The organism is Bradyrhizobium sp. WBOS07 (genome assembly GCF_024585165.1).
Taxonomy (GTDB): Bacteria; Pseudomonadota; Alphaproteobacteria; order Rhizobiales; family Xanthobacteraceae; genus Bradyrhizobium; species Bradyrhizobium japonicum_B.
The window spans coordinates 795672-818310 of the sequence record NZ_CP029008.1 but is presented as its reverse complement, the minus strand read 5'-3'; the positions used below and the strand labels follow the sequence as shown (position 1 = coordinate 818310).

The following is a 22639-nucleotide window of genomic DNA, read 5'->3' as shown; positions in this document are numbered from 1 at the left end:
AGTTGGCGTGCGCGCGACGGTGAACTTCCCGGCTCACGGCGGCTCGGCGTTGCCGCCGTTCTTGCTGTTCAGGAATTTGTCGTCTTCGGCGGCGGATTTCGACCTGTCGCCATATGACGCCCACGTCATGAGGCGCCGCGGCGCGCGCAACAAGCTGCGCATCGGCAATTTCCTCACCTTCACCGGCTCGCCCGGGATCTGGGGGCCGACCTCCACCAACAGCGCGATGCTGGCGGTCGCCGAGATCAACAAGCGCGGCGGCATTCTGGGCCGCGAGCTCGAGCTGTCGATCTACGATTCCGGCGGTCCGATCGAGGAGGTGGTGCGCCGCGCCGAGCAGGCGATCGCCTTCGACGAGGTCGACCTGATCATGGGCTCGCACATCAGTGCCGTTCGCGTCGCGCTCCGCAAAGTCACCGGCAACCGCATCCCTTACATCTACACCCCGGTCTACGAAGGCGGCGAGCGCACGCCGGGCGTGATGGCGATCGGGGAGACGCCGCGCTGGCAGAGCCGGCCCTCGATCCACTGGCTCGCCGACGTCAAGAAGGCGGCACGCTGGTACCTGATCGGCAGCGACTACGTCTGGCCCTGGCAATCGCATCGCGCGGTGAAGCGCTACATCAAGGAGGCGGGCGGCCAAGTGGTCGGCGAGGAGTTCGTGCCGGTCGGCGAGGACAATCACGAGCCGCATCTGGCGCGCATCCGTGCGGCAAGGCCCGACGTGGTGCTGATCTCGCTGATCGGCACCGACAGCATCACCTTCAATCGCGCTTTCGCGGAGGCGGGCCTCGCGACGTCGACGCTGCGGCTCGCGGGCGCGATGGACGAGACCGTGCTGCTCGGCATCGGCGCCGACAACACCGAGAATCTGTTCTGTGCGTCCGGCTATTTCAACTGCATGGCTTCGCACGCCAACGACGAGTTCCTCAGCGGTTACCAGGCCATGTTCGGGGCCAACGCGCCGCCGGTCGGCTCCGTCGGCCAGTCGAACTATGAGGGGCTGCGCTTCCTGGAATCGGTGGCCCATCGCGCAGGCTCGCTGGCCTTTCGTCCGCTGCTCAAGGCCGCGCGCAACACCGTCTATACGGCCGGCCGCGGTCCGGTGACGCTGCGCGACGGCCGCGCCGAGATGCCGATGTATCTCGCCGAGGCCGACGGCCTCGACTTCAGGATCCTCAAGACGCTCTGAGCGGCCCCTGCCGACGCGCCGCAGCGGTGTCGCGAAATAATACTTGAAAAGGAAAATATTTCCGTCTCTAGTAACGGAGTGAAGCCGGTTGGCCCGCGCCCTGCAAGGTGCGAGCGAGCGGCTTCCGTCCAGTGCCAGGGATCAAGAAGCCTCAAGGAGAGCGCCGTGACAGTTGCCCTTCCCACGCCAGCCCAGCTCCGCAGTGTCGCCGAGCAGTGCGGCCTTTCGCTCACCGATGACGACGTCGCCTCGTTTCGCGGCCTGATGCAGGGTTCGATCGAAGCCTACAATCTCGTTGCCACGATGCCGGACGAGCTGCCGGAAGTGAAATATCCGCGCACGCCGGGCTATCGCCCCTCGGCCGAGGAGAACCCGCGCAATGCCTGGTACCGCAAGTCGACCGTGAAAGGCGCCGCCAGCGGCAAGCTCAAGGGCAAGACCGTGGCACTGAAGGACAACATCATGCTGGCCGGCGTGCCCATGACCAACGGCTCCTCGACGCTGGAAGGTTTCGTGCCCGATTTCGACGCCACCATCGTCACGCGCATGCTGGATGCCGGCGCGGAGATCAAGGGCAAGGTGCATTGCGAGCATTTCTGCCTGTCCGGCGGCAGCCACACCAACTCCTACGGAGCGGTGCACAATCCGCACAAGATGGGTTACTCCGCCGGCGGCTCGTCGTCGGGCTCAGGTGTCGTGGTCGCGCTCGGCGAGGTCGACATGGCGATCGGCGGCGACCAGGGCGGCTCGATCCGCATGCCGTCCTCGTTCTGCGGCACCTACGGCATGAAGCCGACCTGGGGCCTCGTGCCCTACACCGGCATCATGCCGATCGAGATCTATGTCGACCATACCGGCCCGATGACGGCGACCGTCGCCGACAATGCGCTACTGCTCGAGGTGCTCGCCGGCGACGACGGCTACGATCCGCGCATCAAGGCGCCGAAGGTCGAGGAATACACCAAGGCGCTCGGCCAGGGCGTCAAGGGCATGAAGATCGGCATCGTCAAGGAAGGCTTCGAGCAGCCGGTCGCCGAGGCTGCTGTCAATGAAAGCGTGCGCGAGGCCGCCAAGCGCTTCAAGGATCTCGGCGCCACCGTCGAGACGGTCTCGATCCCGATGCACCTGTTGGGCGGCGCGATCTGGACCCCGATCGGCACCGAAGGCCTGACCCAGACCATGATGTTCGGCGACGGCTACGGCCTGTCCCGCGGCGATCTCTATTCGACCTCGCTGATGGATTTCCATCGCGGCTGGCGCCGGCAGGCGGATTCGCTGTCCGAGACCACGAAGCTGTTCATGATGCTCGGCACCTACATCAACAACAATTTCGGTCCGCGCTTCTACGGCAAGGCGCTCAACATCTCGCGCCGGCTGACCGCCGCCTACGACAAGGCGTTCAAGGACTACGACCTGCTGCTGATGCCGACCACGCCGATGAAGGCGACCAAGCTGCCGGAGCCCAACGCCAGCCGCGAGGAATACGTCGCCCGTGCGCTGGAGATGATCTCCAACACCGCGCCATTCGACATCACCCATCATCCCGCGATGTCGCTGCCCTGCGGCATGGTCGACGGCCTGCCGGTCGGCCTGATGCTGGTCGGCCGCATGTTCGAGGAATCCACCATCTATCGCGCCGCCCACGCCTTCGAGCAGATCGGCGACTGGAAGAAGATGTGAGCGGAGCATCGATGCAGGTCGCCGGAAACGCCACGCATGGCTAACGCGTTCGTCGCAGCGTTCGAGATCCTGAGCTTCGGCGCGATCATCGTCCTGATCGTGCTGGGGCTCGGGATCATCGCCAGCATGATGGGCATCTTCAACTTCGCGCAGGGCGAGTTCGTCCTGCTCGGCGCCTACATCACCTATCTCGCCTACGCCAAGGGCATGCCGATCTGGGCCGGCATGGTCGCGGCGCCCTTCGTGGTCGGCGCGCTCGGCTTCGCGCTGGAGGCGCTGATCATCCGCCGCTTCTACGCCGCGCCGATCGTCGCCATGCTCGGCACCTATGCGCTCGGCCTGATCATCCGCGAATCCGTGCGCGGGCTGATCGGCGGCTTCTACCTCACCGTGCCCGAGCCGATCGGCGGCTCGATCGACATCGGCGCCATGCACATCTCGGCCTGGCGCTTCACCATCATCGTCATCACGCTCCTGGTGATGGCGGGCTGCTATCTGCTGCTGTCGCGCACCAGCTTCGGCCTGCGCATGCGCGCGACGCTGGAAAACCCCTCGCTGGCGCGGGCCTCGGGCATCTCCACGCCGCTGATGTACGGCGCCACTTTCGCATTCGGCTCCGCACTTGCGGGGCTCGCCGGCGCGCTGATCGTCCCGGTGTTCAGCCTCTATGCCGATCTCGGCCTGCGCTTCCTGATCCAGGGCTTTGTCGCGGTCATGGTCGGCGGGGTCGGCTCCTTCATCGGGCCGGTCGCGGGCGCCGGCGTCATCGGCACGCTCAGCGCCGCGCTGCCATGGATCATGGCGCCCGTCGTCGCCGACGTGCTCGTCTTCGTGCTCGCCATTGTCTTCATCAAATTCCGCCCGCAGGGCCTCATCGCTGGAAAAGGGGTTTAATCACATGTTCGATCGCACGCAACTCTCACGCCGTCGCTTCCTCTCCAATTTCGCCTTTGCGTCCGGTGCGGTCGCAACCGGGGTCGGCAGCTGGGTGATCCCGGCGCCCTGGGCCAATGCGGCCGAGGCCCCGATCAAGGTTGGCATCGCCACCGACCTCACCGGTCCGATCGCCTATGCCGGCAATGCCGACGCCAACGTCGCCAAGATGGTGATCAAGGAGATCAACGCCGCCGGCGGCCTGCTCGGCCGTCCGCTCGAGCTCTATATCGAGGATACCGCGTCGAACGAGTCGGTTGCGGTGGGTAACGTGCGAAAACTGATCCAGCGCGACAAGGTCGACATGGTGCTCGGCGGCATCACCTCGTCGATGCGCAACGCGATCAAGGATCCGATCGTGGCGCGCGGCAAGACGCTCTACATCTATCCGCAGCTCTACGAGGGCAAGGAGTGCACGCCCTATTTGTTCTGCACCGGGCCGACGCCGGCGCAGCAATGCGACGAGTTCATCCCCTGGCTGATCAAGAACGGCGGCAAGAAGTTCGCGCTGCCGAGCGCCAATTACGTCTGGCCGCACACGCTCAACGTCTACGCCCGCAAGGTGATCGAGGCGAACGGCGGCGAGGTCGTGTTCGAGGAATATTACCCGCTCGACCAGGTCGACTTCTCCGCGACCGTCAACCGCATCATCTCCAACAAGGTCGACGTCGTCTTCAACACCGTCATTCCGCCCGGCGTCGGCCCGTTCTTCAAGCAGCTCTACGAAGCGGGCTTCCTCAAGAACGGCGGGCGTCTCGCCTGCGTCTACTACGACGAGAACACGCTCAACATCAATCAGGCCGCCGAGATCGAGGGCCTCGCCAGCTGTCTCGACTATTTCAAGGTGCTGACCAAGGAGAACCCGTTCGACGCAAAAATCCAGGCGGCGTACGAGAAGGATTTCCCCGGCAACTTCCTGTTCGCGGCCGGCAGCGCCGCGACCGGCACCTATCGCGGCCTCAAGCTGTGGGAAGCCGCGGTCAAGGAAGCCGGCAAGATCGACCGCGAGTCGGTTGCCGCCGCGCTCGATCATGCCAAGATCGCCGAAGGTCCGGGCGGGCCTGCCGAGATGGTGCCCGGCAAACGGCACTGCAAGATGAAGATGTACACCGCGGTCGCCAAGGGCGGGAATTACGAGATCGTCGCCCGCAGTAGCGGCCTCGTCGATCCCAAGGAATGCTGATCTTCACCTCTCCCGCAGGGAGAGGTCGGATCGCATCGCCAGGCGCAATCCGACTTCTGCCCGCTGGGGAGAGGTGAACCAACGCGGACTGACTTCTCAATGCTTAACGTGGAATGCTGAGGCCGATGAGTGTGGTAAGAGAAGCCATCGCCACCGACATGGGCGACGAAGCGGGCGGTGCGATGGCTGAGGGCGCAGCGGCGGGGCAGGCCAGGGACCGCGTCAGGGCGGGACGGAAGATCCTGCCGATCGTCGAGGCCGTCGTGCTGGTCGCGGCGCTGCTCGCGCCGCTGGTGCTGCAGGATTATCTCACCGTGTTCGCGACGCGCGTGATCATCCTGGCACTGTTCGCGCTGTCGTTCGACCTGGTCTGGGGCTATGCCGGCATCATGAGCTTCGGCCAGGCGCTGTTCTTCGGCTCGGCTGGGTATGGCGTCGCACTGCTCGCGCGCGACCTCAACGTCACCAACATCTTCCTGGTGCTGCCGGCGGGCACGCTGATCGGACTTGCCTTCGCGCTGCTGCTCGGCGGCTTCCTGCTGCTGGGACGGCATCCCTCCAGCGTGATCTTCGTCTCGCTCGGCACGCTCACGGGCTCCTACGCCGCAGATCGGCTGGCGCGCGGCTGGTATTATCTCGGCGGCCAGAACGGCATCCCCTCGATCGCGCCGATGTCGCTGGGCAGCTACGATTTCACCGAAGGTCCGGCGTTCTATTATCTCGTGCTCGGCATTCTCGTCGCCGTCTACCTGCTCTGCCGCTTCCTGGTGCGCTCGCAATTCGGCCTCGCGCTGGCGGGCCTGCGCGAGAACGAGCAGCGCATCGCCTTCTTCGGCTACAAGGTGCAGCACCTCAAGGCGATCATCTTCACCATCGGCGGCGCTGTCGCCGGCCTTGCCGGCAGCCTCTATGCCTTCCACGAAGGTTTCGTCTGGCCCAACATGGTCGGCGTCGTGGTCTCGACGCAAGTGGTGCTCTACGTGCTGTTCGGCGGCTCCGGCACGCTGATCGGCGCCGTGATCGGTGCCGTGATCGTCGAGGGCGTCAGCTTCTGGCTCTCGGACAACTACCGCGACATCTGGCCGATCATTCTGGGACTGCTGCTACTGCTCGTGATCCTGTTCCGCCCGCTCGGCCTGATCAGCTTCCTCCTTGGCGAGCGCGAACGGGTCGGCAACTTCGGCGCGAGACCCAAGGAAAACGTCAAGGAGACGCGCGATGCTCCTTGAAGCCGCCGGCATCAAAAAGGTCTTCGGCAAGCTCACCGCGCTCGACGACGCGGCGCTCAGCGTCGGCGAGAACGAATTCCACGGCCTGATCGGACCCAACGGCTCCGGCAAGAGCACGCTGATGAAGTGCATCGCCGGCGCCGAGGTGCCGACGCAGGGCAAGGTCTCCTTCGTCAACACCGACATCACCGCGTATACGCCGACCGAGCGCGCGCGCGCCGGCATGAGCCTCAAATTCCAGATCACATCCGTGCTGCCGTCGCTGACGCTGTACGACAACATCCTGCTTGCGTTGCAGGCGCAGTCCTCGTTGTTCGACCTGGTGTTCTCGCGCACCAGGGGCGCGCTGCACGACCAGGTCATGACCATGCTGACGCAGTTTCGCCTGGCCGATCGCGCCTTCGAGGCCGCAGCCGCGCTGTCGCACGGCCAGCAGCAATGGCTGGAGATCGCGATGGCGCTCGCCGGCAAGCCCAAACTTCTTTTGCTCGACGAGCCCACCGGCGGCATGAGCCTGGAGGAGCGCCGCGTCACCGGCGAGCTGCTGCAGCCGATCAAGCAGCATTGCTCCCTCGTCATCGTCGAGCACGACCTCGATTTCATCCGCGACATCTGCGATCGTCTCACCGTGCTCGACCAGGGCAGGGTGCTGGCCTCGGGCACCGTGTCCGAGATCCAGGCCAACAAAGCCGTCCAGGAGATCTATCTGCGCCGTGCCTGAATTTTTGGACATCAAGCATCTCGACGCCGGCTATGGCCGGAGCCAGGTCCTGTTCGACGTCACGCTCGGCATTCCCTGGCGCGGCGGCGTCGCCGTGCTCGGGCGCAACGGCGCCGGCAAGACCACGCTGATGAAGACCATCGTCGGCGAGCTGCCGGCGTGGAAGGGCGAGGTCGCCTTCGACGGCCGCGACATCAGCCGCAGAGCCACCCAGGAGCGCGTCCGCGCCGGCATCGGCTACGTGCCGCAGGAGCATTCGGTGTTCGCCCGCCTGTCGGTGCGCGACAATCTCGCGGTCGGCTCGCTGGCGAAGAAGGATGCTTCGGCGGTCGATCGCGTGCTGACGATCTTCCCGAAGCTCGGCCAGCGCCTCGACCAGCCCGCCGGCACGCTCTCCGGCGGCGAGCGCAAGATGCTCGCGATCGGCCGCGCCATGCTGGGCGATCCCAAGCTGCTGCTGCTGGACGAGCCGACCGAAGGCGTCTGGATCGGCGTGATCGAGGAGATCACCGAGCGCCTGATCGAGCTCGCCAAGGAGATCGCCGTCATCATCGTCGAGCAGCATCTCGATTTGGCGCTCCGCGTCGCCGATTACGCCTACGTGCTCGACCGCGGCCGCGTCGCGCTGCAAGGCGAGGCGGGGCAGGTGCGGGGCAATCCGGAACTGATGCGGTATCTGGCGCCGTAGGACGTCGCGCGGTGTAAAGTGCGGGTACTCTCACTCCGACCTCAATTGTCATGCCCCGCGCAGGCGGGGCATCCAGTACGCCGCGGCCTCACGGTTTAATCACTGCTGTCTCTGGAATACTGGATCCCCCGCCTGCGCGGGGAATGACACGGAGGCTGCGGCGGCATCACGTCCTTGCTTCAATTGTCAGACAGCTGACGCGACATCGCGATCCCGCGGCGTCATTCGCCCGGGTTTTGCTTTGCTTCTGGCGCCCCAACAAAATCGGAAGGGCGCAGGGAAGGCCGGGTACCGGCTGGCACCCGCGAGCCCCTGTGCAATGATGCGTGGATAGACGCGCTCACAGGGGGAGACACAGGTGCAGCCCGATAGCCGGCCTTCCCTGCGCGCACCCGGTCGCGGGCTTTAACCGCTACAGCTCCGAAATACCTTCCATTAGCCATTATTCAGCTTATGCTTGAACAAGCGGATACCAATTCCGTGGGGTTGAAATGGCTTCGCCAACTCGAATTGGTGCAATTCTGAGCGCTGCTGCTCTTCTCGCATCGACGCATGCGATGGCCCAAGCGCTCCCTCCTGATCTGCCGACGAAAGAGCAACTGGCCAACAACAACAACCTCTTCATCACGCTGGCGAAGAAGGCGCTGAAATGGGAGGAGCCGGCCGAACCCGTCAGGATCGTTGGACCGATCTACTTCGTCGGCACCAAGGGACTGGGGGTTTTCCTCTTTACCACGTCCCAGGGCAGCATCCTGATGAACACCGGCATGCCGTCGTCGGGGCCGATGATCGTAGAGTCGATCCGCAAGCTCGGCTTTAAGCCGGAAGACGTCAAGATCATGATCAACGGCCATGCCCACATCGATCATGCCGGGGCCTTCGCTTTCATGAAGAAGCTGACGGGAGCGCAATTGGCCGTCATGAAAGACGATGTCGCAGCGATGGAGAGCGGCGACCGCGACGACTTCAAGTACGGCAACGATCTGACTTATGAAGGCGTGAAGGTCGACCGCGTCCTGCGCGACGGCGACACCGTCAAGCTGGGCGACGTGCTGCTGACGGCCTACCACACCCCTGGCCACACCCGGGGCGCCACCACCTGGATCGCGAACCTGGTCGTCGACGGCAAGGCCTACGTGGTGGCGTTTCCGGACGGCGCAGGCTTCAACCCCGGCTACCGCGTGGCGAAGAACCCTTCGTACCCCGGCATCACCGAGGACTACCGCAACACGCACCACGCGCTCGAGATGATCAAGCCCGACATCTGGCTGGCGCAGCACAACGAGTATTACGACCTGGAAGGCAAGCAGAAGCGGGCGGAGACCGAGGGCATCAACGCCTGGATCGATCCGGAGGGCTACAGACGCTTCATCGCCGGCAAGAAGCGCGCGTTCGAGGACGAGGTCGACGAGGAGCTCGGCGTCCCCAAGGCGCCGTCAAAGTAGGAGTCGTTGGCGATGAAATCTCCGCTAGGTCCGATATTTGCCCTGGCACTGCTGGCCGCTGCAACCGCGGCAATCGCTCAAGCTGCCAAACCCAACGCGGTCAACGTCCACAACTTCGTTCGGGCGGAGACAGACCTCTATTTCCGGAAGGCCGCAATGGACGACGGCGCCTTCGGCAAGCTCAGGCACCGGCGCGAAATGGCTTCGATCGACAAGCAGGATGTGGTGCGCATGAACCGCGACACGCTGTACTCCTCCGGCGTGTTCGACCTGGATGCCGGACCGCTCACCATCAAGTTGCCGGACGCCGGCAAGCGCTTCATGTCGATGCAGGTGGTTTCGCAGGATCACTACACGACCGAGGTGGCCTACGCGCCCGGCACTTTCAGCTACGACAAGACCAAGGTCGGCACCCGCTACGTCTACGTCATCATCCGCACGCTGGCCAACTCGGATGACCCTCAGGACGTGAAGGCCGCCAATGTTGTGCAGGACGCGATCGAGGTGCGGCAGGCAGGCATGGGCAAGTTCGAGGTGCCGAATTGGGACCGGGCTTCGCTGGCCAAGGCCAGGTCCGCGCTCGAAACCCTGGGCTCGTTGGGCAGCGTCGTCGATCGCTTCGGCAGGAAGGACGAGGTCGACCCGATCGACCATCTCATCGGCACGGCGATCGGCTGGGGCGGCAACCCGCGCTATGCGGCCGATTACCAGAGCTTCTACCCGCCGAAGAACGACGGCAAGACGGTCTATCGCCTCACGCTCAAGGACGTACCGGTCGACGGCTTCTGGTCGATCAGCGTCTACAACGGGAAGGGATTCTTCCAGAAGAACGAACTCGGCGCCTACTCATTCAACAACCTGACGGCCAAGCCGGATGCGAGCGGCGCCTACGTGATCCAGTTCGGCGGCTGCGGGAAGGCGACACCGAACTGTCTGCCGATCGTGGCTGGCTGGAACTTCACGATGCGCCTGTACAGGCCCCGCAAAGAGATCCTGGACGGAAGCTGGAAGCTGCCGGAGGCGCAACCGGCATCCTAGGAACGCGGCCTGCGGGCCGAATACGACATTTGATGCGGTTGCCCGAACAAACTTTACAATTTCCTCAGCGCCCGGCTCGCCGCCGCCAGCGATCTAGGATGAAGATCAAGCCATGTGAAACCGGACGCGGCCTCGGGGCCGCTGACACAGCGGGAGTAAGCCTCCCGCCCGCCTATTTCACCGCCGAGAACCGGCTGTCGAACGAGTTCGATGACACTATCGGCGCGGCGCCCATGATCTGCGTGGCTTCACCGGCACCGTCGCTCACCGACGGCTTCAGCGCCGGCCGCGTCTGGGCGAGGCGCGTGTCGGGCTTGGCCGGCTCGGCGGGCTTGGCGGCGGCAACAGTCGGCTTCGGCGCGTCCTTCGCGGCATCCTTCTTGTCGCTGCCCGGCACGAACCGGCTCACGGCGGCCTTCAGCCGCGACGCCGCGGTCGTGGGTGTCGTCGTCGTGGCGGCCGGGGCGACGGATGCGGTGGCCTGCGGCGGCGGTGTGGTCGCCGTGGTGTCGGATGCGCCGATGCCCATCTTGCGGCCGAGGTTCGAGAAGAAGCCGCCGGATTTCTCTTGAGGCTTTTCAGTCGTCGGGGCGGCCGAGGCGACGCGGGTGCTCGCGGGCACGGCCACCGGCTCTTCCTGCGGCGCCGGCGCCGACGCCACCGCGTCGAGGTTCGGCTTCGGCGGATTGACGTGGCTGGGGATCGTGCCAGGCGCCTTGGCCATCGCCAGCATCTGCAGCGTGGTGCCTTCGGCGCCCTCGGACAGGCCGGTCGAGCCTTCCGGAATCTTGGCGGCGAACACCTTGTTCATGCCGCCGTCGATGCCGGTGTTCATGCGCGCCACCGGCGTGCCCTTGGCGACGAGCTTGGCGTATTCGGCCTCGTCCTTGGCCTGCTTGCCCCGCACCGCGGCGACGATGTCCTCGGGGATGACATAGGCCGGGCATTTGGCCGAGGCGTCGAACACCGGGTCGCGCTTGGCGTCCGCCGGCTTCGCCGCGTCGAAGACGTACTTCTTCTCGCAGAAATCGACCTTCGGCTCCTGCCGCGTCACCTCGAAATGATCATAGCCTTCCTTGATCATCTTCCAGAACGGCATGTTCGGATTGTTGCGGTGCCTGGCCATGTTCACCGGCGTCATCTTGAACGGATAGGCCTGGAGCTGGAACGCCTTCTGGCCGCCGAAGAAGGATTCGCGGCCGAGCGAATAGATCTCCGCGATCTGCTCGTCGGTCATGGCGTAACAGCCGCGCGAGGAGCAGTCGCCGTGCACCATCAGCTGCGAGCCGGTGCGGCCCAGCGCCTTGTCGAACGCGTTCGGATAGCCGGTGTTGAAGGAGAGGTAATACGCCGATTGCGGATTCATCTGGCTCGGATTGATCGAGTAGAATCCTTCCGGCGCCTGGCGATCGCCTTCGCGCACCTTGGGGCCGAGGTCGCCCGACCAGCGGCAGATCGGATAGGTCTTGAGCAGCGCGAACTGGCCGGAGCGGGTCTGCTTCCAGATCTCGAGCTCGGCCTCCTGCTTGAACAGGCGCACCAGGATCGGCGATTGCAGATCCATGTCCTTCTCGGCCATCGCGGCGATCAGCTTCGGCGGCACCGGCTGATTGGCCTTGGCATTGGTCGCGAGCGAGACCTGGTCGGTGTTGCAGCCGGCCAGCAGACCGCCGGCCGTCATCAGCGCAACCGAAGCCAAGAGCGCGCGAGCAAGCGAACGAGAAATCAAGATGGACCCCACACCGTGCCGGGCATTGATGCGCGAACCCCAATTCGTTTGGCGCATGATCCGACCGGCGAACCGGACCCGTCGGTAACGGGCTTTTTCAGCTCACGCCCCAGCGCTTGTGCCCTGAAGCCATTGATTAAAATTCTAACCTCTGGGTCATGTGGTCGCAACCCGAGCGGGGATCACGAGGGCGTTGGCCCAAAGGTGTGGTCAACAGAGACTTAAACTGGGCCGGAACTTGGACCGTGCGGCCAGACCAGCACAGAGATCGCCGATTTGGGCAAAAAAAGGGTTAATGCGGGGTTACCGGCTCGCTCTTCACCTCCCCCGCTTGCGGGGGAGGCCGGGAGGGGGCTCGCGCCGCAATGGGAGTGTCGCGAGAGGAGACAACCCTCTCCCCAACCCTCTCCCGCAAGCGCGGGAGGGAGCGCACCGCCATTACGGCACCAGAATCGAGCCGAATCAGCCCAGTTTCCGGCCGATATCGAGGAATTTCTGCCGCCGCTGCTTGCGGATGGCGTCGCCGTCGAGGCCGCGCAGCTCGTCGAAGGCCTTGGCGATGGCCTCACCCGTGGTGGCGATCATGGCGGCGGGGTCGCGGTGGGCGCCGCCGACCGGCTCCTTCAGGATGTGGTCGATCACCCCGAAGCGGAGCATGTCCTGGGCGGTGATCTTCATGTTGTTGGCGGCTTCCTGCGCCTTGGTGCCGTCGCGCCAGAGGATCGACGACGCCGCTTCCGGCGAGATCACGCTGTAGATCGCGTGCTCCAGCATCAACACCCTGTTGGCGGTGGTGATGGCGATGGCGCCGCCCGACATGCCCTCGCCGGTGATGATGGCGACGTTCGGCACGCTCAGCGCCAGGCACGCGTCGGTCGAGCGGGCGATGGCTTCGGCCTGGCCGCGCTCCTCGGCGCCGATGCCGGGATAGGCGCCGGCGGAATCGGCGAGCGACAGCACCGGCAGGCCGAACCGCTCGGCCATCTCCATCAGCCGCACGCATTTGCGATAGCCCTCGGGCCGCGCCATGCCGAAATTGTGCCGGATCCGGCTCTCGGTGGAATCGCCCTTTTCCTGGCCCATCACGCAGATCGGCTCGCCGCGGAAGCGGCCGAAGCCGGCGACCAGCGCCTCGTCCTCGCCGAACTTGCGGTCGCCGGCGAGCGGGGTGAATTCGGTGATCAGGCCCTTGATGAAGTCGTTGAAATGCGGCCGCTGCGGATGCCGCGCCACCAGCGTCTTCTGCCACGGCGTCAGGTTCTGATAGAGGTCGGCCAGCGCCTGCGCCGCCTTGTCCTCGATCCGCCCGATCTCGTCAGCGATATCCGTGCCGGAGGCCGCCAGCGTCCTGAGCTCGTCGAGCTTGGAATCGAGCTCGGCGACCGGCTTTTCGAAGTCGAGATAGCTGCGCATCTGGTCTTGCATCAACTCAATATAGGGGGACGGGGCTAAGAGGCGAAGCGAGGTCGGGGCCGTGGGAAGAAGTGCAGCGTTGTCAATGGTTTGGCTTGTGCGCTCCTGGCGCGCCGCCAAATCATGCGAGAGGCCACGGCTCTTTCTGCGGAGATGTGGCCGAAGTCAAGGCGGTTTCATGGGTCGTCCCGGTCCGGCTCTCGTGTCCCGGACGCGCTACAGGGCAGTACCTACTTCTCCGCCAGCGGGTGCAGGTCGCGCACCAGGCTCTTCAGCCGCTCCTCGACCACATGGGTGTAGATCTGGGTGGTGGAAATATCGGTGTGGCCGAGCAGGGTCTGCACGATGCGCAAATCCGCACCATTGTGCAGGAGGTGGCTGGCGAAGGCATGGCGCAGCACGTGCGGGGACACCAGCCGAGCCTGCAGGCCCGAGGCGATTGCGAGCTCCTTGAGGTCGCGGGCGAAATGCTGCCGCGTCAGGTGTCCGCTCTCGCCGAAGGAGGGAAACAGCCATTTCGAGGCGGCCACGCTGTTTTTCTTGTCCGCCTTTGCAGCTTCCGTCGCCGCAAGGTAATCCGTCATCGCCTGCCGCGAGGCCTCGTTGAGCGGCACCAGGCGTTCCTTGTTGCCCTTGCCGCGCACCACGATCATGCGGGCATCGCGCTTGGCCGCCGAGCGCGGCAGCGCCACCAGCTCGGAGACGCGCAGGCCCGTGGCGTAGAGCACCTCGAGCAGGCAGTAGAGCCGCAAGGCACGCAGCCGTTTCGCCGGCGAGGCATCCTCCGCCTCGCTCAATTCCTTGGCGCGGCGAAGCATGCGGTCGACATCGGAGATCGACAGCACTTTCGGCAGGCCGCGGCCGCGCTTGGGGCCCGACAGGATCGCGGCGGGATCCTCGGCTCGGATGCGCTCGTTCAGCAGGAAGCGATAGAGATGCCGCAGCGCCGACAGCCGCCGCGCCACGCTGGTGGATTTGAAGCCGCGGCTGTCGAGATCGGCGAGATAATCGCGCAGCGTCTGCGTCTCGGCATCGGCAAAGCTGCGGCCGACGCGGCCGAGAAACTCCGAGAAATCGGTGAGGTCGCGGCGATAGGCGTCGAGCGTATTGGGCCCGGCGCCCTGTTCCGCCGCGAGCATGTCGAGGAACAGGCCGGTGAGCCTGGCGTCTGAGGGCTGGTTGCGCATGCCCGTCAGGCTAGCTCCTATTTCTTGAGAAATTTATCCGGCGGAATCGTCACCGTCATTTCCCGCGACTTGGGCGTGACGAAGTTGGCCAGTGCGAAGACCACGCCATAGACGATGCCGGCGAGCACGGCGACGACCGTCAGGAAGCGGAACAGGCTGGGCATCGGGCAAGGTCTCGGGAGAAGGTCTTGGAAGTAGGTCTTGGGCGGCCAAATTAACCAATGAAATCATCCAACATGTTCGCCGTTTCGTGGCAAGAGTCCTCTGGCGAGGCCCCTTCCGGGGTCGTATAGGTGGCCGAACCGGTGCCGCCTTGGGCGGCAGATCGAGCGGGATCCAATCGAGCAAGACATGTCCGACGCCGCGTTGCCGATACCAGCTTCGCCCGAAGCCGACATCCTGTCGGCGCTGGGATCGCGCTCGATCGTGCTCGTCGGTATGATGGGAGTGGGCAAATCCACCATCGGCCGTCGCATGGCGCTCAGGCTCAAGCTGCCCTTCGTCGATGCCGACACCGAGATCGAGACGTCGGCCCAGATGACCATCCCGGAGATCTTCGAGCGCCATGGCGAGGCCTATTTCCGCGACGGCGAGGCGCGGGTGATCGCGCGGCTGCTCGACGGCGGGCCGGTGGTGCTGGCGACCGGCGGCGGCGCCTTCATGCGCGAGGAGACGCGCAAGCGTATCGCGGCAAAGGCGGTGTCGATCTGGCTCAAGGCGGACCACGACGTCATCATGCGCCGCGTGCGCCGCCGCGCCGACCGCCCGCTGCTGCAGACCGCCGATCCCGAAGGAACCGTGACGCGCCTCCTCACCGAGCGCGAGCCGGTCTATGGCCATGCCGACCTCACCATCGCCTCGCGCGACGTGCCGCACGACAGGATCGTCGAGGAATGCATCGAGGCGCTGCGCGCCCATCTTTGCGGCGAACAGGCCGCTCCCCCATCTGCCGACGTGGCGAGTGCGTTGAGATGACTGCGCCGTTGAAACATTCCGATCCCGTCAAGGTCGAGGTCGCGCTGGAGAACCGCGCCTACGACATCGTCATCGGCCGCGGCGTGCTGGCTTCGCTCGGCGAGCGCGTGGCGCGTTTGCGTCCCGGCGTGCGCACCGCGATCGTAACGGATCGCACGGTGGCCAAGCACTGGCTCGAGCCGACCGAGGCCTCGCTCGCGGCGAGCGGCATTCCGACCTCGCGCATCGTCGTCGAGGAAGGCGAGATCTCCAAGACCTATGCCGGCCTGGAGAAGGTCAGCGAAGCCCTGATCGCCGCCAGGATCGAGCGCAACGATCTCGTCATCGCGCTCGGCGGCGGCGTGGTCGGCGATCTCGCCGGCTTTGCCGCGGCGATCCTGCGCCGCGGCGTCGATTTCGTGCAGGTGCCGACCTCGCTGCTGGCGCAGGTCGATTCCTCCGTCGGCGGCAAGACCGGCATCAACTCTCCGCAGGGCAAGAACTTGCTCGGGGCCTTCCACCAGCCGGTGCTGGTGATCGCCGACACCGCCGTGCTCGACACGCTGTCGCCGCGCCAGTTCCGCGCCGGCTATGCCGAGGTCGCCAAATACGGCGTGCTCGGCGACGAGGCCTTCTTCGCCTGGCTGGAAAAGAACCATGCCGACATCGTCAAGGGCGGCTCCGCGCGCGAGCACGCGATCGCGACCTCCTGCCGCGCCAAGGCCGGCGTGGTCTCTCGCGACGAGCGCGAGACCGGCGAGCGCGCGCTGCTCAATCTCGGCCACACCTTCGGTCACGCGCTGGAAGCGGCAACCGGCTTCTCCGACCGCCTGTTCCACGGCGAGGGCGTCGCGATCGGCATGACGCTGGCGGCGCAGTTCTCGGCGACGCTCGGCATGATCGGCGAGCAGGACGCCGCGCGCGTCGAGCGGCATCTGATCGAGGCCGGCCTGCCGACCCGCCTGCAGGACATCGCGGGCTTTGCGCAGGAAGGACTTGCCGATGCCGATGCGCTGATGGCGCTGATGGCGCAGGACAAGAAGGTCAAGCGCGGCAAGCTCACTTTCATCCTGCTGGAGGCCGTGGGACGCGCGGTGATCGCCAAGGACGTCGAGCCGACCTTGGTGCGCGATTTCCTGCAGTCGAAACTGTCGCAGTGATGGCGGGACCGTTCAGGCCGGCCGCCCGCGCAACGGCGGGGAATGCCGGAGCGGTTGCGAGGCAAACATGAATTCGATCTCGATCAATCTGCTGCTGGCGGTGCTCCTGCTCGCCGCCAACGCGTTCTACGTGGCGGCGGAATTTGCGCTGGTGAAGAGCCGCGGCTTTCGCGTCAAGGCCATGGTCGAGCAGAACTGCTTCGGCGCGCGCCTGCTGCAGACCATGATGGGAAACATCGAATCCTATCTCGCCTGCTGCCAGCTCGGCATCACCATGGCGTCGCTCGGTCTTGGCTGGATCGGCGAGCCGACCGTGTCGGCGCTGCTGAGCCCGATCCTCGAGCCGCTCGGTCTGTCGGAGGCTACGCTCCACTTCGTCTCGTTCGTGGCGGGTTTCCTGGTGTTCTCGTCGCTGCATATCATCATCGGCGAGCAGGTGCCGAAGACGCTCGCGATCAGGGAACCGATGCCGGTGTCGCAGTGGATCGCCTATCCGCTGCATGTTTCCTACCTGGTGTTCTATCCGCTCAGCTGGTGTCTCAACGCAGCGTCGAGCGCGATCCTGCGTCTGATCGGGGTCCAGGAGTTTTCGCAGCACGAGATCCTGACGGATTCCGAGATCGAGGGCCTGGTCGAGGAATCGGCCGTGCACGGCAAGATCGAGAGCGGCGAGGCCGAATACATTCACAACGTCTTCCGCCTCGGCGAGCTGGCGGTGTCCGACGTGATGGTTCACCGCACCGCCATGGTGATGATCAACGCCGACCTGCCGCCGGAGGAACTGGTGCGTGAGGTGCTGGCCACCGAATACACCCGCATTCCGCTGTGGCGCGACAAGTCGGAGAACATCATCGGCATCCTGCACGCCAAGGATCTGTTGCGGGCCATCCGCGCCTCGGAGGGCGACACCTCGCGCATCGACGTCACCACCATCATGCTGCCACCCTGGTTCGTGCCGGAAATGCGGCCGATCTCCCAGCAGCTCAAGGCGTTCCGCCGTCGCAAGACCCATTTCGCGCTCGTCGTCGACGAGTACGGCGAGGTCGAAGGCCTCGTGACGCTGGAAGACATTCTGGAGGAGATCGTCGGCGACATCTCCGACGAGCACGACGTGGTGGTCGCCGGCGTGCGCCGTCAACCCGACGGCTCGGTCGTGGTCGACGGCTCGGTGCCGATCCGCGATCTCAACCGCGCGCTCGACTGGCACCTGCCCGATGAAGAGGCAACGACGGTCGCCGGCCTCGTCATTCACGAGGCGCGCTCGATCCCCGACCGGGGCCAGAGCTTCACCTTCCACGGCTTCCGCTTCCGCGTGCTCCGCCGTGAGCGCAACCGCATCACCGCGCTCCGTATTTCGCCGGTCGCACGCGAGGCGGAGCTGGAAGAGGCGAAGCCGAGACGGGCGGGGACGTCGTTTTGACGTATGGCAACTGTCATCGTCCGCGAAGGCGGACGATCCAGTACGCCGCGGCGGCTCGCTTCTAGCCGCACTGTCTCGGAGTACTGGATGCCCCGCCCCCGTGCGCAATTGCGCACTAGGCGGGGCATGACAGCGGAGTTTTGCGGCTAGCCTTCCCCCGGCGCCTTGGCCTGGATCGCCAGCGCGTGCACGCGGCCGGCGAGTTCCGCGGCCAGCGCCGAATTTATCATGCGATGGCGCTCGACCCGGCTCTTCCCTTTGAAGGCCGCAGACACGATATAGACGCGGAAGTGTGTCTCACCGCCCGGCCGATGGCCGGAATGGCCCTCATGCAAATGTGACTCGTCGACGACTTGCAGGCTTTCCGGCGTGAAAGCTTCCTGCAACTTGTTGCTGATAGTGTCGCGCATAGCCATGTTGTGCCATTCGGGTGCGGAGATCTCGCCCCGTTAATTGCCGGGTTTGCGGCGAATTGCAATGTCAAGACTTGAACGTTTTTGCATTGCGTAGTCAAAGTCAGCCATGCCGATCGATTCATCAAAATTCTTCGACTCCATCCGCGTCAAGCCGCGGGGCAAGCAGCCGGACGTGAAGCCGCGCGACACCGCCGTCGGCTGCGAGTGGGCGGGGTGCCAGAACAAGGGCGCGCATCGTGCGCCCAAGGGCCGCGAGAACCAGCGCGAGTACTGGCACTTCTGCCTGGATCACGTGCGCGAGTACAACCAGAACTACAATTTCTTCTCCGGCATGAACGCCGACGCCGTCGCGCGCTACCAGAAGGATGCGCTGACCGGTCACCGCCCGACCTGGAAGATGGGCGCCAATGGCGGCAAGAAGGGCGCGGAAGCCGAGATCGACATGGCGTCCGATCCGTTCAGCATGTTCAGCGAGATCAACGGCCGCGCCAGCTGGCGCAAGGGCCCGGAAGCTGCGCCCAAGGCCGAGACGCGCAAGGTGATGAACGCCGAGCGCAAGGCGCTGCTGGTCATGGGCCTCGGCCCCAGCGCCACGCTCGCCGACGTCAAGACCAAGTACAAGGCGCTGGTGAAGCAGCACCACCCCGACGCCAATGGCGGCGACCGCTCCACCGAGGATCGCCTGATCGAGATCATCAAGGCGTATAATTATCTGAAGACCGTGGTGCGCGAGGCGTAAGCCTCTTCTTCCTTCTCCCCTTGTGGGAGAAGGTGGCGCGAAGCGCCGGATGAGGGGTTGCTTCCGCATATTCCAACTCATGAGGGTACTCGCGGAGAGAACCCCTCACCCGTCTCGCCGCTGCGCGGCGAGACACCCTCTCCCACAAGGGGAGAGGGGAAGAACGCTCAGCGATATCTCACGCCTCCGGCATCGCCCCGACATACGATGAGCTCGGCCGGATCAGCCGCCCGGTGCGCTGCTGCTCGCGCGCATGCGCGGTCCAGCCAGCGGCGCGTGCCACTGCGAAGATCGGCGTGAACGCCTGTCGTGGGATCGCCAGCGCATCGAGCAGGATCGCGGTGAAGAACTCGACATTGGTCTCCAGCGGCCGCTCCGGATTCTTCTTGCGCAGCGCGCTGCGGATATAGGCCTCGACCTCGCCGGCGAACGGCAGGTCGGCGCCATCAGCCGAGAGCCGCTCGATCGCCGCCTTCAGCACGTCGGCGCGCGGATCGCGCACGCGATAGACGCGATGGCCGAAGCCCATCAGCCGCTCGCCGCGGGCCAGCGCCGCATCGACCCACGGCTTGATCCGCTCGTTCGTGCCGATCGCGTCGAGCATTTCCAGCACCGGCTCCGGCGCACCGCCGTGGAGGGGGCCGGTGAGTGCGCAATAGCCAGCGGTGACGGCGGCGAACAGATCGGCCTGCGTGGAGGCCACCACGCGCGTGGCGAAGGTCGATGCGTTCATGCCGTGATCGCAGACCGTGACGAAATAGGCGTCGAGCGCGGCGACCTCGCGCGGTTCAGGCGATGTGCCGCGCAGCATGCGCAGCGTATCGGCGGCATGGCTCGCATTCGGGTCGGGTGCGACCGGATCGAGCCCCTTGGCGCGGCGGACCAGCGCGCCGGCGATCACCGGAAACGCGCCGACGATGGTGGCTTCATGCGCAAGGCCATGCTCGGCGCGAAGCCCCGCGACCGCGGCGCGAAATCCGTCGATGATGCCCATGCCGCGCGTGGGCGGCAGCAGGTCCGGCAGGCGTGCGAAGGCGCGCTCGCGCGCCGCGCCCAGGCTCGCGCGCACGTTGGCTTCGCTCAAGCCGGTCTTGCTGGCGCCGTTCCAGAGCCGTGCCGTGACGCCCTCGAAGCTCGACTGGCTCGCCAGCCGGCCGACATGCTCGCCGGCAATGATCAGCTCGCCGCGCTCGCCATCGACATGGCTCAGCACGGTCTCGGCCGCGGGAACGCCGTCCAACCCGATCTGGCTCTTGGTGAGGTGGATATTCATGGCCCAAATCTCCTGTTCACGGGAGCAGCTAAGGTCAGGCCTCTCGACACATTGATCAATCTTGATTACATCAATCAATATGAAAAATCCGGAAGGACTCTATCTCTCCGCTCGGGAGGCCGCGGCCGAGCTCGCGATCTCGCCGGCCACGCTCTACGCCTATGTCAGCCGCGGTTTGATCCGCTCCGAGCCGACGCCGGATTCGCGGAAGAACCGCTACCGCGCCGAGGATGTCCGGGCGCTGAAGGAGCGCCGGGTGCCGTCGCCGGAGCCGCGCGGCCTGCGCAGCTTCGATGCCGACCTGCCGGTGATGGACACCGAGATCTCGACCATCACGGAGGAGGGCGCGATCTATCGCGGCGTCAACTGCGTCGATCTCTCCGAGAACGGCACGCTGGAGCACGCCGCGACGCTGCTCTGGGATGTCTCCGACGTCGATCCTTTCGCCGCCGACAACCAACCTGAGCTCTCCGAGGAGATGCGTGCGATCGCCGCGGCCGCACGCCGCGCGGCGCCGATCGACCGCGCCATCGCCGTGTTCGCGCTGGCCGCCAGCGCCGATCCCCGCGCCTTCACCCGCGCGCCCGACGGCCGCGCCATGGTGGGCGCGCGCATCGTCCGGCTGCTGGTGGCGACCATGCTCAATGCCGAGCCCTCGGCCGAGCCGTTGCATCAGCAGGTCGCAACCGCCTGGGCGCCGGACCACAAGCATGCGCCCGACCTGATCCGCCGCGCCCTCGTCCTGCTCGCCGATCACGAGCTGAACGCCTCGACCTTCACCGCGCGCTGCGCGGCCTCGACCGGCCTCAACCTGTACGATGCCGTCATCGCCGGCCTTGCCGCGTTGAAAGGGCCGCAGCATGGCGGCGCCGGCGTGCTGGCCTCGCAACTCGTCAAGACGCTGATCGACCGCGACGTCGAGCCCATGGTGCGCGAGCGCGTCGCGCTCGGCGAGCGTTTTGCCGGCTTCGGCCACGGCGTCTACAAGCGCGGCGATCCGCGCGCGCAGTCGCTGCTGAACGCACTGACGCGCGCCGGCGCGCCGCGCAAATTCACCCGCGAGGTGCCGGAGCGCATCGCGGAAGCCACCGGCGAGTTCGTCAACATCGACTATGCGCTCGCCGTGCTCGTGCACGCCCTGCGCCTGCCAGGAGGCAGCGAGCTCGCTCTGTTCGCGATGGCCCGCAGCGTCGGCTGGATCGCCCATGCCAGCGAGCAATTGCAGTTCGGGAAGTTGATCAGGCCAAGGGCCAGGTATGTCGGGCCGGCGCCGGGGCGGAGGGTGGGGGGCTCCTGACCTCTCCAGCTTGCGAGCTTTTTACGTAAAGCTTGCTGATGCCCCTCTACAATCCTGACTCATTATTTCGGGGCCTTTATGAGTCGCCCTCGCTTCGTCGCCGTGAGACAAAGGGGTCTGATCGCGGTTGACGCCGCCCGGGCTCACTTAACATCGCGCTTCGGTATGTCGGTTCGACAGGCGTCGGCCGATGATGAGCATCTAGAAGCGCTTCTTAGAGACCCACCATGTCAACCAGACGAAACCGCCTAGTGGTGAGGATATTCCGGTTTGTCGAGGGGGAGGCCGAAGGCCCGCTCGGCATTTCGGCTTTCGTCATCATCATGCTGGCCGTACTCGGTTTGGCGGCCTGGGGGCTCCGTCCTTGATCGTCGACTTCTTCGTCGGAGGCGGGGTATTCTACCTCGGGTTGGAGGCGGAAGCATGAGAGCCAAACGCGCTAAGGTGCAGTCACAGTCGCTGGTCAGTCGCATCGCCGGTATTTCCGCGCTCGGCTTCGGGATGAGCTGGAAAGCCCCCGAACCGGAACGCGTGGTCGTACGGGACATCATCACGGCTCTTGAGGACAAGCGAGCCTTGTACTCGCAAGCCGTCTGGGAAGAACCCAGCCACGTCGTCCAATCACTCCTCAAAATCCGAGACGAGCTGACAAACGGCCTCAAGCGGGTCGGTGACAATTCACCTGCGAAAGACGCTTTGCGCATTATGCGAGCGTCATGCCGGGATTTCCTAACGCTCACCAGTGCAAAGGCTTACGAAAACGACCGAGGAATGATGCGAGGCGACTATATCTGGGAGCAGGAGCAGTTCTTCATTGAATTGGGAAAACTCCGTGCCGTCTTCGGCCAGCAGCTTGCGCTGCTCGGATACCTGTATGGTGTGGATATAGAAGAAAGCCTAGCAACTATTCTCCCACCGGAAGCGTCTTAGCGCCAAACACAA

At 65.3% G+C, this 22639-nt stretch carries 21 protein-coding genes; 15 read left to right on the top strand and 6 right to left on the bottom strand.

Translation table 11 applies throughout. The annotated features are described in order from the left end of the window. The first annotated feature begins 7 nt into the window (after positions 1-7). The 9 genes from DCM79_RS03900 to DCM79_RS03860 all read left to right on the top strand — a co-directional run bounded on the left by DCM79_RS03900 (position 8) and on the right by DCM79_RS03860 (position 10109). On the top strand, positions 8-1192 hold the full coding sequence (locus DCM79_RS03900) for a substrate-binding domain-containing protein (protein WP_257178724.1): 1185 nt from the start codon (positions 8-10) through the stop codon (positions 1190-1192). A 165-nt stretch (positions 1193-1357) separates the two neighbouring features. After that, entirely contained in the window at positions 1358-2872 is a 1515-nt protein-coding gene (locus tag DCM79_RS03895; RefSeq protein WP_257178723.1) for an amidase, read from the top strand. Between the two features lie 36 nt (positions 2873-2908). Further along, a complete protein-coding gene (locus DCM79_RS03890; RefSeq protein WP_135171376.1) occupies positions 2909-3766 on the top strand; it encodes a branched-chain amino acid ABC transporter permease in 858 nt (285 codons plus the stop codon). Positions 3767-3770: 4 nt separating this feature from the next. Further along, the gene (locus tag DCM79_RS03885) at positions 3771-4988 is read left to right on the top strand and encodes a substrate-binding protein (protein WP_257178722.1); all 1218 of its coding nucleotides are present in this window, start codon (positions 3771-3773) and stop codon (positions 4986-4988) included. A 113-nt stretch (positions 4989-5101) separates the two neighbouring features. Next, on the top strand, positions 5102-6217 hold the full coding sequence (locus DCM79_RS03880; protein WP_257178721.1) for a branched-chain amino acid ABC transporter permease: 1116 nt from the start codon (positions 5102-5104) through the stop codon (positions 6215-6217). After that, complete coding sequence (locus DCM79_RS03875) at positions 6207-6938, top strand: ABC transporter ATP-binding protein (RefSeq protein ID WP_257178720.1); 732 nt, start codon at positions 6207-6209, stop codon at positions 6936-6938. Before DCM79_RS03880 ends, DCM79_RS03875 begins: the two co-directional genes overlap by 11 nt. Next, entirely contained in the window at positions 6931-7626 is a 696-nt protein-coding gene (locus tag DCM79_RS03870; protein WP_257178719.1) for an ABC transporter ATP-binding protein, read from the top strand. The genes DCM79_RS03875 and DCM79_RS03870 overlap by 8 nt, the downstream gene beginning before the upstream one ends. Positions 7627-8183: 557 nt before the next feature. Then, the gene (gene bla, locus DCM79_RS03865; RefSeq protein ID WP_257178718.1) at positions 8184-9071 is read left to right on the top strand and encodes a subclass B3 metallo-beta-lactamase; all 888 of its coding nucleotides are present in this window, start codon (positions 8184-8186) and stop codon (positions 9069-9071) included. 12 nt (positions 9072-9083) lie between these two features. Continuing rightward, a complete protein-coding gene (locus DCM79_RS03860) occupies positions 9084-10109 on the top strand; it encodes a DUF1254 domain-containing protein (protein ID WP_257178717.1) in 1026 nt (341 codons plus the stop codon). A gap of 172 nt (positions 10110-10281) precedes the next feature. Here DCM79_RS03860 and DCM79_RS03855 read toward each other — a convergent pair whose 3' ends face one another. The 4 genes from DCM79_RS03855 to DCM79_RS03840 all read right to left on the bottom strand — a co-directional run bounded on the left by DCM79_RS03855 (position 10282) and on the right by DCM79_RS03840 (position 14602). After that, positions 10282-11790 (bottom strand): murein L,D-transpeptidase family protein, encoded by a 1509-nt coding sequence (locus DCM79_RS03855; RefSeq protein WP_257178716.1) that lies wholly within the window; start codon positions 11788-11790, stop codon positions 10282-10284. 510 nt (positions 11791-12300) lie between these two features. After that, positions 12301-13263, bottom strand: coding sequence for an acetyl-CoA carboxylase carboxyltransferase subunit alpha (locus DCM79_RS03850; RefSeq protein ID WP_257178715.1), 963 nt, complete (start codon positions 13261-13263; stop codon positions 12301-12303). A gap of 218 nt (positions 13264-13481) precedes the next feature. Further along, the gene (gene xerD / locus DCM79_RS03845) at positions 13482-14438 is read right to left on the bottom strand and encodes a site-specific tyrosine recombinase XerD (protein WP_257178714.1); all 957 of its coding nucleotides are present in this window, start codon (positions 14436-14438) and stop codon (positions 13482-13484) included. Between the two features lie 17 nt (positions 14439-14455). Next, complete coding sequence (locus DCM79_RS03840; protein WP_257178713.1) at positions 14456-14602, bottom strand: histidine kinase; 147 nt, start codon at positions 14600-14602, stop codon at positions 14456-14458. Positions 14603-14789: 187 nt separating this feature from the next. Here DCM79_RS03840 and DCM79_RS03835 point away from each other — a divergent pair, with 187 nt between their 5' ends. From DCM79_RS03835 to DCM79_RS03825, 3 genes are all read left to right on the top strand, one after another. After that, positions 14790-15413, top strand: coding sequence for a shikimate kinase (locus DCM79_RS03835; RefSeq protein ID WP_257178712.1), 624 nt, complete (start codon positions 14790-14792; stop codon positions 15411-15413). After that, a complete protein-coding gene (aroB, locus tag DCM79_RS03830; protein ID WP_257178711.1) occupies positions 15410-16552 on the top strand; it encodes a 3-dehydroquinate synthase in 1143 nt (380 codons plus the stop codon). Before DCM79_RS03835 ends, aroB begins: the two co-directional genes overlap by 4 nt. A 67-nt stretch (positions 16553-16619) precedes the next feature. Beyond that, the gene (locus DCM79_RS03825) at positions 16620-17972 is read left to right on the top strand and encodes a hemolysin family protein (protein WP_257178710.1); all 1353 of its coding nucleotides are present in this window, start codon (positions 16620-16622) and stop codon (positions 17970-17972) included. 146 nt (positions 17973-18118) lie between these two features. Here DCM79_RS03825 and DCM79_RS03820 read toward each other — a convergent pair whose 3' ends face one another. After that, entirely contained in the window at positions 18119-18388 is a 270-nt protein-coding gene (locus DCM79_RS03820; protein WP_257178709.1) for a BolA family transcriptional regulator, read from the bottom strand. Between the two features lie 106 nt (positions 18389-18494). Between DCM79_RS03820 and DCM79_RS03815 the strand changes: the two genes are divergently transcribed. Beyond that, entirely contained in the window at positions 18495-19127 is a 633-nt protein-coding gene (locus tag DCM79_RS03815; RefSeq protein WP_028139023.1) for a J domain-containing protein, read from the top strand. 178 nt (positions 19128-19305) lie between these two features. Here the strand turns inward: DCM79_RS03815 and DCM79_RS03810 are convergent, their stop codons facing one another. Continuing rightward, entirely contained in the window at positions 19306-20400 is a 1095-nt protein-coding gene (locus DCM79_RS03810; protein WP_257178708.1) for a citrate synthase/methylcitrate synthase, read from the bottom strand. A 79-nt stretch (positions 20401-20479) separates the two neighbouring features. Between DCM79_RS03810 and DCM79_RS03805 the strand changes: the two genes are divergently transcribed. Both DCM79_RS03805 and DCM79_RS03800 read left to right on the top strand, forming a co-directional pair. Then, complete coding sequence (locus DCM79_RS03805) at positions 20480-21697, top strand: citrate synthase family protein (RefSeq protein ID WP_257178707.1); 1218 nt, start codon at positions 20480-20482, stop codon at positions 21695-21697. A gap of 423 nt (positions 21698-22120) precedes the next feature. Continuing rightward, positions 22121-22627: a DUF6650 family protein gene (locus DCM79_RS03800; protein ID WP_257178706.1), complete on the top strand. Its 507-nt coding sequence runs from the start codon at positions 22121-22123 to the stop codon at positions 22625-22627. Positions 22628-22639 lie beyond the last annotated feature (12 nt).